This window comes from Paenibacillus sp. 32352, assembly GCF_002042965.1.
Lineage (GTDB): Bacteria > Bacillota > Bacilli > Paenibacillales > NBRC-103111 > Paenibacillus_S > Paenibacillus_S vulneris.
This window is the reverse complement of sequence record NZ_MZNT01000019.1, coordinates 102,795-116,390: the sequence shown is the minus strand read 5'-3', so window position 1 is coordinate 116,390 and position 13,596 is coordinate 102,795. Positions and strand designations below refer to the sequence as shown.

The window sequence follows — 13,596 nt, the reverse complement described above, 5'->3', positions numbered from 1 at the left end:
TCATGCAGCCTATGCATGGAATAGGCAATTGCGGAGACACTATCGGATAATCATGGAAAAACCGATAGAGGTGAACATTATGCCGATGGTGGAAGTTAACGGGGTTAAGCTGCATTACGAAAGGATCGGCCAAGGTGTGCCGATCCTGTTTATTCATCCGCCGCTATTGACGGGAGAGGTGTTCTTTTACCAGCAGCAGCTGTCAGACCGCTTTGAGGTTATTACGTTCGACATACGCGGTCACGGCAAAAGCGGCTTCTCGGAAGAGAAGGTTACGTATAAGCTTATAGCGGAAGATATTTGCAAGCTTATGGACGCTTTGAAGCTGCCCCAAGCGGTGCTATGCGGGTACTCGACCGGAGGCTCCGCCGTATTGGAGGCGATGATTGCTTATCCACAGCGGTTTCTTGGAGGCATTCTGGTCAGCGCCATGTCCGAGGTCAGCGACTGGTTCAACAAAAGCCTGATTTGGACGGCGAGGCAGATCTGCAAGCTGTCCGGCAAAACGCTGCTATCTGCTGCAATATCTATCGGCAATGCCGACTTGCCATCGACATTCAAGCAGCTGTACGCCGGGGCGATGCAGGGACAGGTCCGCAACATGCGGCAGTATTTTGGCTGCAGCCTCGGCTATAACTGTACGAGCAAGCTGCATCGGATCCACAAACCGCTGCTTCTGATTTATGGGGAGAAGGATAGATCCTTCCACCGGTACGCCCAATTGATTCAACGGCGAGTCCCGCATTGCACGTATCATCTGATTCCGGGGGCCCGGCATCAAATTCCAACCAAAAACCACCGCGAAATGAACGACCTGATCCGCTTATGGATGGATGATCCTGCCCTGACCCCGCAAGCAGAGCCTAAGGCAGAGAAGGAGGAGGCGGCCGAAGCAGCCCTTCCTCTACATTGGCCAATGGGGGATTTACCCATGGATAGCGAGACCATCCATCGTCAGCCTTAACGGGCAGGCAGCGTTATACGGCTAACCTTCCTCCAGCCGTTTCATGAATTCCTCAACGGCGCTGTAGCCCTGCTGGCGCAGGTACCAATTGTTCGCAGCGGCTTCAACCAGGCCCGCCACATCTCTGCCGGGTTGGAGCTGAATTTCGATATGGGGAATCCGGACGTCCATATAGTCGGTGAAGGTCGGCTCCAGCTCCAATTCGTTATTCAAGGCGTTATCCTTCCATTGGGTCAGCTCGATATCCAGCACGATGCGCGTCTCGTCCTGAAACGCTCTTCTTCCATATAGACGCGATACATTAATCAGACCGATGCTGCGCAGAGCGAGGAACTCCTTGCTTTTTCCGTTGTGAGTACCGATCAGCGTCTCCGGGCTGATTTTTTTGAGCACGACAATATCATCCGCAACTAACCGATGGCCCCGCCGAATGAGCGTGTGGGCCGTTTCGCTTTTTCCGACGCCGGATTTGCCGCGCAGCAGGATGCCGATTCCCGACACGTTGACGATGACGCCATGTATCGTAATTTCCGGTGCCAGCGCTTTGGTCAAATAGCCGTCCATAAGCTCCAGAAATTTCGGAGTCGCCTCATGAGTTCTGAGCAGAGGGATGCCTTCTTCCTCGCAATATTTCATTAAATATTTAAGCCCTTCCTGATTGCGCGTCACTACGAAGCAGGGAGGATGGTATTTGACAATGTTGCCGATGCGTTCGTTTCGCTCTTCCTCGGTCAGCGTATGCAAATAGGTAATTTCTTTCTTCCCCAGTACCTGCACCCTCGCTTGCTGAAAAAAATCAAAATACCCGACAAACTCCAGTCCGGGACGGTGGGTTTTAGGCTTTACGATCGTTCGATGCAGTTCTTTTTGCCCCGCAAGCACTTCCAAGGAGAAGCGCTTTACCAGGTCCTGTACCGTTACCGATTTCGTCATGTTGTTCTCCTCCTGTTTTATTTCTCTTGCTTCTAACCATTCTACACGTACGGCCTGTTTCCCTTTGCCGATTATGCTTTTCTTGCGAATTCGCCGGTTAAGGTTGGGCATACAAGCATGAATCTGGTAATATATCGCTAAGGACCTCTTGTCGGAGAGGTCTTATTTTTTCAAAGGAGGTCATTCCATAAATGAAAGCGTTATACGGCTATTTTACGGAAGGAGAAATTGTTCGCAGCGGAGGTGATCCTTACTATGAGCCATAGTCCGCTCGATTCCGCAAGAATGCAGCTGATTCATCAGCTCGTTTATTTTGACGAAGAACGGTTTCACATTTTGGATAACTATTTTGCCAATGAGCGCATCAAGAAAATTGGAGAGCAGTTCGTCGAGGACTATACCCGGACCTTGGAGAATATTATCGCCAATTTTGAGGAGGAGTCGCTTAATTCCGTTGCGCTTATAGGCAGCCAGGTCCAGACGCTGGACGAAGGCTTCGAGGATTCATACACTATTGTATTCCCGCATCAGGCCGATCCTGACCGCAATCAAATTTCTTTTTTGGCTCCATTCGGATTTCAGCTCCTGCTGGCATCCCAGGATGAGAGCAGAACCATCGAGACCCCGATAGGCTCGTCGAACGTGCAGGTGCGTCAAGTGAAATATGTCAACATGGGAGAGCCCTACGATAAGCCCAGATTATAGACTTATAAAAGCAAGAAAGCCCTCAGCTGAACCATTTTCGGCTGCAAGGGCTTTTTTTAACGTTGAATTATTCATTTCGAGGCAGCCGGCAAATCACCCGAAGCATCTTTTTCCTATCGATATGGGTCGAAATACCTATTTTGTTCAAAAAACAGCAACTTTTTTCGGGAAAATGATAAAAATCGACAAAAGTCTCTAAACTATTCTGCCTAAAGTGTCGAAATATACAAAGGGATGAATTGTAAATGAAAGGAAATAGCGCTTTCAAAAAATAGAAAAACCCAACAAAACAGACAGAATCGGAGGAAAAAGAATGAAAGGGAAAGCGAAAGAATGGATACGGGACGTTATCGGAAAGCTGTCACAGCTGTCGCTCCACAAAAAGCTGCTCGTCAGCTTCTTGGTCGTCCTGCTGCTGTTGTCCGTTCTAAGTGTAACAGCACTGATTCAAATGAATACGATGGGCCAGAAATCAAAGCAAATGACACAAAAAGGCCTACCCAGTGTGGTTATGCTGGGCAACTTGAACCACGACATTAAGGAATTGGATGACTTGATTCTTCGCATTCAGCTGAATATGCCGGAGAAAAGCTCGGGCGACATGTCCAGCATGGACATAACCGATGAAGTGTTGACCCAGCCGGATAAAGCAAAGGCGCTGTTCTCGGAAATCAAGTCCAAGACGAAAACGCTGGAGCAGCTTGCCATTACGGAAAAGGATGTTACGCTGCTGAAGCTGTTCAGCAAGCAATGGGAGTCCTATGAGAATTTGTTCCCGGCAATTTTAAGCGCCGCTCAACAGCACAGTCCTGACGGCATGAGACTGATTCAGCAGGCGGACGAGTTCATAAGCGGATGCAGTATGATAATCGATGTGCTTACCCGCAACATCCAGGCTCATGCCGATGAATGGTCAGGGGAGCTGGAGGACTCTAACCGTACCGGGGTTACCTGGGTTATTGTGCTTAGTGTACTCGCTATTCTTGCCGGACTCGCGATCTCTTTCGTGATGGCCCAGCATGTATCCAAGCCTTTGAAGGAAATGAGCAGAGCAGCCAAGCGGATCTCTGAAGGCGATCTGTCGGAGAAAAGCGTTGCATTGAACCGGAGCGATGAAATCGGAGAGCTCAGCGCCGCTTTCGTACAGATGACGGATAACATGAGAACCATGATTGAAACGATTAATGAGCATGCACAGCTCGTAACCGTGTCTGCAGAGCAGCTGAAATCCAGCTCAGGCGAAATGCAGCACGCATCCGTCGAGATTGCCTCAACCGTCAAGGAAGTGGCAACAGGCGCTGATCAACAGACGCTTACGATGGAAGAAACATCGCGATCCATGGAAGAAGTGGGGCAAGGAATCAGCAGAATGGCCGAAAGCGCGTCCTCGATTGCCGAATCTGTAGAATGGACGAAGCAGCAGGCGGAGAGCGGGGAAGCCTTTGTCCAAAACACCGTAAATCAAATGCAGTCCATCCACTCGTCCGTTCATCATACGGATCAGGTTATTGAAATGCTGGAGGTCAAGTCGCATCAGATCGGCAGCATCTTGCAGGCTATTCAGGAAATTGCCGCTCAAACCAATCTGCTGGCGCTCAATGCCGCAATTGAAGCAGCGCGCGCCGGCGAGCAGGGTCGCGGATTCGCGGTAGTGGCAGCTGAAGTGCGCAAGCTTGCGGAGCAATCCGGAAGCTCTTCTGATGAAATCGCCAAGCTGCTTCATGAAATTCAGTCCAGCATTCAGGAGTCCGGTGAAGCGATGGGGAAAGTGAAGGACGAGGTGCAGATGGGGATTGAGCTCGTTAAGGAAACCGAGCAAAACTTCAATCATATTCTAGTATCGACCTCGCAAATCGCTTCGCAAATTCAGGAAATGGCTGCGACCTCCGAGGAAATATCGGCAGGGGCTCAGCAAATAACGGCTGCCGTTCAGCAAGTGGCTTACATCGCGAAGGAAACAGCTTCCTCAACGCAGAACGTCTCCGCCTCTGCTACAGGCCAGCTTCAGACGACGGAGGAGCTGCAAACCTCGGCTCAATCGTTGTCCAATATGGCCGAAGAGCTTCAGCAGCTTTTATCGCAGTTTAAAACCGCATAAGCACCGCTATAAGAACACAGCTCGGCTTGCTGCAGGAATGCAGCAAGCCGAGCTGTTTTTTTTAGCAACAGGTTCTCGGGGTTCCACTACAGGGTTACCTTGGCCTAATGGCTCGATTTGGATAATCGCAGCTGGATCAGGTAATAGTAATAACTGGTATCGTAAACCTTTAAGGCGGTGTGCAGACATGACGAACCCGGGGAACCTGCTGTCTGTAGATATTCAGGTCAATTTGGATCATATTGGGCATAAGCTGGGTTTTCCGAGCGACCTTGTGGTGAAGGAATTTAAGCTCGGCAGCATCCACTCATGTGCTATCCTGTGCATCGACGGACTCGTCAATAGAGATCTTATCAACGGTCAAATTTTGAAAAGCCTGCTGATCAGCTTGGAGGATTCCAATAGAATTGTTCCGGCCGAAGGGGATGCGTTTATCTCTTTTATGCGTCTGGAGCTGCTTCCCTTACATTCCATTATGGAAGTAAGTGGGATGGGCGACGTTCTAAACGCCATTCTTTCCGGAGATACGGCACTTCTCATCCATGGCAGCAGCAAGGCGCTGGTTATCGGAACGAAGGGCTGGAAAAGCCGGGGAGTGGATGAACCAGAGACGGAAGCACTCATTCGAGGCCCGCGAGAGGGCTTTACGGAGGATATTTGCACGACGACCTCATTGATTCGAAGAAGACTGCCGGATCCCAATCTCCGGTTTGACGCCTATAAAATCGGAAAGCGTATCCCAAAGGAGGTTATCGTTGCTTATATTGAGGATATTGTCAATCCAAAGCTGGTCGATGAGGTTAAACGAAGGCTGGGCACGATCAACCGGGATGATATGGAAGGCTCCGGGTTTATCGAGCAATGGATCATGGATAACGTGATGTCTCCGTTTCCGCAAGTATTAAATACGGAGAGGCCGGACAAAGTAGCTGCAGCATTATTGGAGGGCCGTGTGGCCATCCTGGTGGACGGAACGCCTTTCCAGCTGATTTTGCCGATTACCCTGGTCGCCTCATTTCATTCGCCTGAGGATATGTACCAGAACTGGATGATATCGAGCGTCATCCGGCTGCTTCGATTGACAGCGGCATTTATTGCTACTTTTTTGCCGGGGCTCTATATTGCTTTAACGGAATTCCACCATGGCATGCTGCCATCCAAGCTGGCCTTCTCCATCGCCGGAGCCAGAGAAGGGGTTCCGTTCCCGGCCGTTGTCGAAGCCTTCATGATGGAGGGGACGCTCGAGCTGCTGCGGGAAGCGGGCATACGGCTGCCCAAGCCGATCGGTCAAACGATCGGCATTGTCGGCGGTCTTGTTATAGGGGAGGCGGCAGTAACGGCAGGCATCGTGAGCCCGATTATGGTTATCATTGTAGCTATTACTGCCATTGCCTCCTTTACCCTGCCAGCTTACAGCTTTGCCATCTCGCTAAGAATGCTTAGGTTTGCCATCATGCTTGCGGCCGGGTTATTCGGGATATACGGGATTGTGCTGGCTTATATCATGATTAATATTCATCTAGTTAATTTACAGAGCTTCGGGGTTCCTTACTCGACTCCTATAGCGCCGATGTTCGTGAAGGATTGGAAGGAGCTGCTGATGAGGGCGCCTGTTGAACTGCTGGATAGCCGTCCTGAGATGGTGAAGCCTCAGGATAAGAAGCGTACAAAAACTTAACGGTAAGGAGGGGGCTCATGGGAATTTTCAAATATGCGGATGAGGAAGTCGGGCAAAAGGAAATGATCATGACCGTGTCCTCCATGCTGATAGGGGTCGGAGTCCTCACCTTACCGAGGCTAGTGGCTTCCTCCACGAAGTCGTCGGACGGGTGGATGTCCATTCTTCTGGCAGGTACGATAACCGTAGTGTTCGGCATCGTCGTATCCATGCTGGTGAACCGTTATCACCACAAAACATTTTTCGAATATGCCTGCCTTATTGTAACGAAGCCTATAGCCTGTGTGCTTATATTTCTGCAGGGCATTTACTTCTTTCTGTTCTGTGCCTATGAGATGCGGGCTATTGCAAGTATTTCCAAACAATATTTATTCGTAAGGACACCAATTGAGTTTATCGCTATGACGTTTCTGCTTGTGGTCATTTATGCGGTTTCAGGCTCCAGGGTAGGCTTAATCCGATTAAACGTGCTGTTCCTGCCGATCGTTCTTTCGATAGCTCTACTGATGATGGCACTTAGTATCGGAATTTTTGATTTGAACAACCTAAAGCCCTTTTTTATCTCCAGCCCTAAAGAAATCTTAAATGGATCGCAGCAGGCCATGTATTCGATGCTGGGCTTTGAAATTGTTCTCTTCTATGGAAGCTTGATGAGACGTCCGAAGGAGACGGCCAAAGCGATGGTCTATGGCATAGCCATTCCGGTCATCTTCTACTTAATTATTTTTATTTTTGGAATCGGCATCTTTTCGCATGCAGGAGCCATGAACATTATGTATCCCGCCATTGAGATTGCTAAGGAAGTCAAAATACCGGGTGAGTTTTTTGAAAGGTTCGAATCGTTATTCTTCGTCATCTGGATGATGACGATCTTCAATACAACCAGCATGGCTATGGACGTATCGGTGATTTGCTACACTTCTCTCTTCAAAAAAATGTCCAAGCGCACTTGCATTCTGATCCTAAGTCCCATCGTGTATTTGCTTGGAATGCTGCCGAAGGATCAGGCGGAGTTTACTATGTTGGGCGACCTGATAAGCTATTTGGGAATTTTGTTTGCAGGTGTCCTGCCTCTCATGCTCCTGATCCTGGCCAAGCTTCGAGGGGTGACGGACTGTGGTTGATAAAGTAGCAGGGATGTTAGCCGCTATCCTTATTTTGCTCTTTACCACCGGCTGCTGGGACCGTGTAGAGATTGATGAACGCGGTTTTGTCATTGGCATTGCCATCGATACCATGAAGGATTCAAACGGTAAGGAAGGCAAGGCAGCAAAGGGGCAAAAGGGGGAGTTTATGGTCACCTATCAACTGGTTGTTCCATCAGGTATCAAGCAAAGCGGCAGCACGGATTCGGGGGGCGGAGCAAACCGAGCCTATTTCAACATTACGCTTGATGGCGATACGTTGACCTCGCTTGCGGCCAAGCTGGCCTCCAAAACAAGCCGTGCCCCCTTTTTCGAGCATCTTCAGGTCGTGCTTATTTCGGATGAGGTAGCGAGAAAGGAAGGGGCGTTTGCCGATACGATTGATTATTTTCTAAGGGACAGCGAAATGCGGAGATCGCTTAAGATCATGGTTGTCAAGGGAGAAGCCAAGCAAGTACTGGAGGTAAAGCCTCCCAATGAGAAATTGCCGGCAAGGTTCATTTCCTCGGCGGCAGAGAACACAAGGAAAAGCTCCCGCATGCTGGAAGAATCCAGATTAGGCGAGGTTCACGAAAAATTGCTGAAGCGGGAAAGCTTCTTAATTCAGCTGGTTTCCGTATCGAAGGACCGAGGAGATATTTCCATCATAGGCAGCGCCTTATTCGACGGAAGAACCAATAATTTGATTGATTTTATCGGGGGGAGAGACACGGCGGGCATCAATTTGTTAAGAGGTAGCGTGAGTGGCGGAGTCATTAATGCCGAGATAGAAGGGGGGCTGGTCGGATACGAAATCAATTGGGAGAGACGAAGACTGTGGGTCGAGGTCAGTGACCCGGAGCGCCCGGTTTTCCACATTGATATTCGTACCAAAGGAATTGTCGACCAGAGCTTCAAACAAATGGATATGACAAAGGAAGAAGCGATAATGAAACTGGAGGCCGCCCTATCGCAGAAGATCAAAAGCATTGCAGATAACGCCATGAATAAGCTTCAGAAAAAATATGGCAGAGATGTTGTTGATCTGGAACTCTTTTTGTACAGGGACCACTATGAAATATGGAAGAGCATTCAGAAGGATTGGGAGGAGGGCCGGAAGCTGTTCACTAAAGCTAAAGTGGAAGTGACTGTCGAATCTGAGGTTCAGAGAAGCGGGAGCATTTTGAAATCGGAAAGGAGAGGTCGATCTGTGGGAGATCTTCATTAAGCGGCTGCCGTCGGGGATGGTGATCGGGTGCACGATATTGACCATAGCTATCCCGCTGGTTTTCTATAAGATTTCGGATATCATTCATAAGCACGGAGACCCGCCCTGGAAAAAATCTTGACTGCATATAAAAGACCTTACACCATACGGGAAAAGAGGGAAAACCAATGAGCACGGATCAAGAAATGACTTACGGAACGGATTACAAATACATTCCCATGACCTCGATAGGAAGCGGCTCGGGCGTCGAGGCAGCGCCGGATGTATGGTGTCATACGATCCAGATTGTGAATATCGTTATGATCGGAAGCCCGGAACAGCAGCGCTTCGTGCTGATCGACGCGGGAATGCCCGGCTCGGCCGAGGCCATTATTGCCGCTGTCGAGAATCGCTTCGGTACGAACCATCGTCCCGAAGCCATCGTGCTAACTCATGGGCACTTTGACCATGTGGGCGCTATTATAGAGCTAGCGGAGCATTGGAAAGGAACCCCTATTTACGCGCATGAGCTGGAGCTGCCTTTCTTAACGGGTCAACAGAGCTACCCGGCGCCGGATCCGACGGTGGAGGGCGGGCTTGTGGCGAAGATGTCGTTCCTATTTCCGAATACTCCGATTGACTTAGGGGAGCATGTAAGGCCGCTGCCGGCTAACGGGATGGTTCCTCATCTGCCGGAGTTTCGATGGATTCATACGCCCGGGCATGCGCCGGGACATGTTTCCCTGTTTAGAGATAGTGACCGAACATTAATTGCGGGGGACGCCTTTGTGACCGTCAGGCAGGACTCTTTGTACAAAGTACTTATGCAGGAACCGGAGGTTCATGGCCCTCCAAGGTACCTGACAACGGATTGGAAGGCAGCCAAGGAATCCGTGCTGACCTTACAGCAATTGCAGCCGACTGCCGCCGTGACCGGACATGGGGAACCCATGCGGGGAGAGGCTTTGACGAACGGCTTGAAGGCGTTGGCGGACCATTTCGATCAGTTAGCCGTTCCCGATTACGGCAACTATGTTCAATAAGTGCTCTGATATGATTCAAAAAAGACGACTCGCATTCCGGGATTTACGGAATAGGAGTCGTCTTTTGTTTGATGCTTAAGCTTCCTGATCGGATGGGATTACTTCATCCAGCTCGGTTTCCTGCTGATTCGCTTGCGCCGCTACCGCTTGATCGAGCTCACTTTCGCCTTGAATTCGGGCTGCGGCCTCGGCTTGGGCGTTCAGCTGCTCCTCCGCCTGTCCGATCCCGGTAGCTCCCTGATGTCCTCTGCTGCTAGGCATGCCATTATCCCTCCTGCTCCATAGTCCAATACTTCGTTAGTATGATCGGAGCGTTGGGAAATTATGCATTTTAGCAGCTACTTCACCGTTTTGTTATATGCAGCGAGCTTGCCGGTAATTTCCTTGGCTGCGGCGTCCAAAGCTTCCTTCGGCTGCTTCTTGCCGTTCAATGCTTCCTCAATGGCCGTTTCCGTCAGCTGGCGGGCTTCCGGGAATACGCCCATAACTGCGCCTTGGGTCGCCGTATTTGCTTTGGTCGCGTGAAGCTGGTCCACGGCTGTTTTCAATTGCGGATATTTCGTTAAGTTATCTTTAACCGTTTGCTCATCATAAGCTTTCTTCGTGATTGGAAAGTAACCGGTGTTCACATGCCAGTAAGCTTGCTGCTTCGGCTCGGCCAGGAACTTGATGAACTCCCATGCGCCCTTCTGCTCGGCTTCGCTGCGGTTGTTCAGGATGTACAAGCTTGCTCCTCCAACGATAACTCCTCCGTCCTTGGCATCGGCAGGCTTAGGCAGGAAGGCCGTTCCGACCTCGAATTTGCCTTGGGCTCCGTCTACAATGCCGCGAAGAGAGCCGGTAGAGTCGAGGGTCATGCCGATTTGGCCGGCGAGGAACGCTTTTTTCGTGTCATCGGTTTTGCGTCCGAGATTGAGGGCGACCTTGTCGTCGACCAGCTGCTTCCACCAGCTCAAGGTTTTCACGCCGGCTTCGCCGTTAACCAAAGATTCGGTGGCCACCCCGTTACGGCCGTTGCCGTTGTTCAGCAGATCAGCGCCTTGATTAGCGAAAAATTGCTCCATGAACCAGCCATAAATCGCGAAAGAAGCGCCGGTTTTGCCGTCCCTGGTCAATGCCTTGGCCGCTTTGGCAATGTCATCGTAAGTTACAGGAGGCTTCTCCGGGTCGAGACCTGCAGCTTTAAACATATCCTTATTGTAATAAAGGATCGGATTGGACGTGTTGAACGGCATGGAATTCAGCTTGCCGTCGATTTTATAGTAATTCAGAATGTTCTCTTCGAGCTGCGACAGATCATATTTATCCTGATCAATGAACTTTTGCATAGGAGTGATGGCTTTGGAGTCAATCATGAAGCGGCTGCCTACTTCGTATACCTGGATGAGTGCGGGACCGCTCTTGGAGTCCATGGAAGCCTTCATTTTGTTCAAGCTTTCATCATAAGTGCCTTGGAATACGGCTTCTACCACCACGTTTTTCTGGGATGCGTTGAAGTCGGATACGAGCTTGTCTACTGCTTTGCCAAGCTCACCGCTCATGGAATGCCACCAGACGACCTTGACCGGCTCCTGGCTCTTAACAGGTGCAGTTGTAGGCTGGGAATTACTTCCTCCTTCGGCTACTTGTTGGGTCGCATTGCTGCCGCATGCGGATAAGGCCATAACGGATGCCATGCAAAGCGGGATCAGGCTTTTTTTCATAAACTTCATTACAGTTCTCCCCCTTTTTTTGGATGTATAGATTTCATGCAAAAGCGGAAATACGATCTTTTTCTTTTATGAATGAATAGATGTCCCGAGGATGGATGAGGACAAGCTAGGTTCAAAACAAGGCCGTGTTCTTGCTGCGAGCCGCATGGCGTTATCATTCCCGCAAGTGAGTCCGATGCAAGGGGCTAGCCCTTCAAAGCGCCTGCCGTTAAGCCGCCTACCAGCTGCTTGATGCCCAAGACGAGAAGCAGGAGCGACGGGAGCAGTACGATGGTGACGCCGGCAAGCACGAGATTCCACGAGGTCATCTCTTCAAATTGCAGCATGCTGATTCCGATTTGGACGGTGCGCATCTTTTCCCCGTTCGTAATCAAGAGCGGCCACAGGTACATGTTCCAATGCGTCAGGAACGAGTACACCCCGAGTGTTGCCAGCGCAGGCCGGGATAACGGCAGCACTAGCATGAAGAAGCAGCGGAGATGGCCGCAGCCGTCGATACGGGCGGCTTCGAACAGGCCGGCCGGAAGCTGCAGGAAAAACTGGCGAAGCAGGAACGTACCGAACGCAGTGGCGAGGAATGGCACGATCAAGCCTTCATACGTATCCAGCCAGCCCCAGCTTTTGACGGTCAAATAATTCGGAATCATCGTCACTTCCCACGGAATCATCATCGTCGAGAGGAAGAGAGCGAACAGGACGCTTTTACCGGCGAATCTTAAATAAGCAAAGGCGTAGGCGGCCAGGCTCGCCGTAAGAAGCTGCCCTATCATGATGGCAGTCGACACGAGCAAGCTGTTGGCAATAAAAGTGAAGATAGGCACGGTCTGAATCACTTTAAGGAAATTATCCCAATACAGCCCGCCAGGGATGAACTTGGGCGGATAGGCCGAGGATTCGGCCGGAGTCATGAAGGCTGCGGATAAGGTGAAGAACACAGGATACAGCACCAGTGCCGCAGCAATACACAGCAGAATATAGAGAATCGTTTGCTGCAGGCGGGATCTCATTGGTAATGCACCTTCTTTTCAAAAAATTTGAACTGAATAAGCGTCAAAATGAGAATGAATGCGAACAGCAGGAGCGCCTGCGCGCTGCCGATCCCGAAGCGGAAGTTGACGAACGCATCCTGATAGATGTTGTAGACCACGACGTCCGTCGTATTCATGGGGCCGCCTTTGGTTAGAATGTGCATCTGCCCGAACGATTGGAATGCCCCGATAACGGACACGATGGCCGTGAAAAAGATCGTCGGAGAAATGAGCGGCAGGGTCAGCTGTACGAAGGTTCGGATCGGCCCGGACCCGTCAATCTTGGCGCTGTCGTAAATTTCTTCCGGAACGCCCTGCAGCCCGCTCAACAGAACAATATAATTGAAGCCGAGATTCATCCATACCGTCATGACCGATACGGACAGAAGGGCCACAGCAGGGTCAGTCAGCCAGCCTACCGGCTGGGTACCGAAGAGGCTCAGCACATAATTCAAAATCCCGACGCTCGGATGGTACAGCATCATCCAGATAACCGAGCCGGTTCCGACGGAAATGGCAATCGGCAGCGAGAAGACGAATTGGAACACGCGCATCCCCCTCAGCTTGTTATGAGAGAGGGCGGCGAGAAGAAGTGCGGCGACAAGTCCGGTAGGTACGGTAAGCAAGGTGAAGGAGAAAGTCACCTTCAAGCTTTGATAAAATTTCCCGGAAGTCAGCAGCTCCTGGAAGTTTTCCAATCCGGCGAAAGCCGCAATCCGTCCGCGCGGGTCAGTCAGGTGGAGGCTCAAATAAACCGATTTCAGCAAGGGATAAAAAAGGAAGATGCCGAACAGCAGCAGCGACGGAGTCAGAAACAAGTAAGCAAGCAGATGCTCTCTCCAGCGCAGAGGGCTCAGGCTCCGGATACGCGCTCTGCGGACGGGCTTGGTGGAAGCGGCGGAGGAGGGTATCCTGATATCTTTTGGCACAAGACTCATATCTTTCATTTCACCCCTAACCATTATCACAGTGAGTTCATCGTATTTCTGTAATCTCAACTGCCTTGTTCAGTATAAGTCCCTGTTGTAAAGACAGCGTTAGAGGGATTTAAAGGTTTTATGGAGAGAAGGGCAGCTCTTCATATATCCTTAATATTTGGCAGGA

The 13,596-nt window shown here is 50.5% G+C and carries 12 protein-coding genes; 7 read left to right on the top strand and 5 right to left on the bottom strand.

The window, feature by feature from the left end; genetic code table 11:
- Positions 1 to 79: 79 nt before the first annotated feature.
- Complete coding sequence (locus B1728_RS32465; protein WP_079914586.1) at positions 80 to 964, top strand: alpha/beta fold hydrolase; 885 nt, start codon at positions 80 to 82, stop codon at positions 962 to 964.
- A gap of 21 nt (positions 965 to 985) precedes the next feature.
- Here B1728_RS32465 and hprK read toward each other — a convergent pair whose 3' ends face one another.
- Positions 986 to 1,897, bottom strand: coding sequence for an HPr(Ser) kinase/phosphatase (gene hprK, locus B1728_RS32460; protein WP_079914616.1), 912 nt, complete (start codon positions 1,895 to 1,897; stop codon positions 986 to 988).
- A gap of 255 nt (positions 1,898 to 2,152) precedes the next feature.
- Here hprK and B1728_RS32455 point away from each other — a divergent pair, with 255 nt between their 5' ends.
- The 6 genes from B1728_RS32455 (at position 2,153) to B1728_RS32430 (ending at position 9,752) form a co-directional block, all read left to right on the top strand.
- Positions 2,153 to 2,602: a GreA/GreB family elongation factor gene (locus tag B1728_RS32455; protein WP_079914585.1), complete on the top strand. Its 450-nt coding sequence runs from the start codon at positions 2,153 to 2,155 to the stop codon at positions 2,600 to 2,602.
- A gap of 313 nt (positions 2,603 to 2,915) precedes the next feature.
- The gene (locus B1728_RS32450; RefSeq protein WP_079914584.1) at positions 2,916 to 4,700 is read left to right on the top strand and encodes a methyl-accepting chemotaxis protein; all 1,785 of its coding nucleotides are present in this window, start codon (positions 2,916 to 2,918) and stop codon (positions 4,698 to 4,700) included.
- Between the two features lie 187 nt (positions 4,701 to 4,887).
- Complete coding sequence (locus B1728_RS32445; RefSeq protein WP_079914583.1) at positions 4,888 to 6,378, top strand: spore germination protein; 1,491 nt, start codon at positions 4,888 to 4,890, stop codon at positions 6,376 to 6,378.
- Between the two features lie 17 nt (positions 6,379 to 6,395).
- On the top strand, positions 6,396 to 7,502 hold the full coding sequence (locus B1728_RS32440) for a GerAB/ArcD/ProY family transporter (protein WP_079914582.1): 1,107 nt from the start codon (positions 6,396 to 6,398) through the stop codon (positions 7,500 to 7,502).
- Complete coding sequence (locus B1728_RS32435; RefSeq protein ID WP_079914581.1) at positions 7,495 to 8,730, top strand: Ger(x)C family spore germination protein; 1,236 nt, start codon at positions 7,495 to 7,497, stop codon at positions 8,728 to 8,730. The genes B1728_RS32440 and B1728_RS32435 overlap by 8 nt, the downstream gene beginning before the upstream one ends.
- Before the next feature lie 167 nt (positions 8,731 to 8,897).
- Positions 8,898 to 9,752: an MBL fold metallo-hydrolase gene (locus B1728_RS32430; protein ID WP_079914580.1), complete on the top strand. Its 855-nt coding sequence runs from the start codon at positions 8,898 to 8,900 to the stop codon at positions 9,750 to 9,752.
- A 75-nt stretch (positions 9,753 to 9,827) separates the two neighbouring features.
- On the opposite strand, the gene B1728_RS32425 is transcribed toward B1728_RS32430, so the two are convergent.
- The 4 genes from B1728_RS32425 to B1728_RS32410 form a co-directional block, all read right to left on the bottom strand.
- Positions 9,828 to 10,013 (bottom strand): hypothetical protein, encoded by a 186-nt coding sequence (locus tag B1728_RS32425; protein ID WP_079914579.1) that lies wholly within the window; start codon positions 10,011 to 10,013, stop codon positions 9,828 to 9,830.
- Between the two features lie 77 nt (positions 10,014 to 10,090).
- The gene (locus B1728_RS32420) at positions 10,091 to 11,464 is read right to left on the bottom strand and encodes an ABC transporter substrate-binding protein (protein WP_079914578.1); all 1,374 of its coding nucleotides are present in this window, start codon (positions 11,462 to 11,464) and stop codon (positions 10,091 to 10,093) included.
- Between the two features lie 185 nt (positions 11,465 to 11,649).
- Positions 11,650 to 12,471 (bottom strand): carbohydrate ABC transporter permease, encoded by an 822-nt coding sequence (locus B1728_RS32415; protein WP_079914577.1) that lies wholly within the window; start codon positions 12,469 to 12,471, stop codon positions 11,650 to 11,652.
- Positions 12,468 to 13,430 carry a carbohydrate ABC transporter permease gene (locus tag B1728_RS32410; RefSeq protein ID WP_079914576.1) on the bottom strand — a complete coding sequence of 321 codons (963 nt, stop codon included), beginning with the start codon at positions 13,428 to 13,430 and terminating at the stop codon, positions 12,468 to 12,470. Before B1728_RS32410 ends, B1728_RS32415 begins: the two co-directional genes overlap by 4 nt.
- Between the last annotated feature and the right edge of the window lie 166 nt (positions 13,431 to 13,596).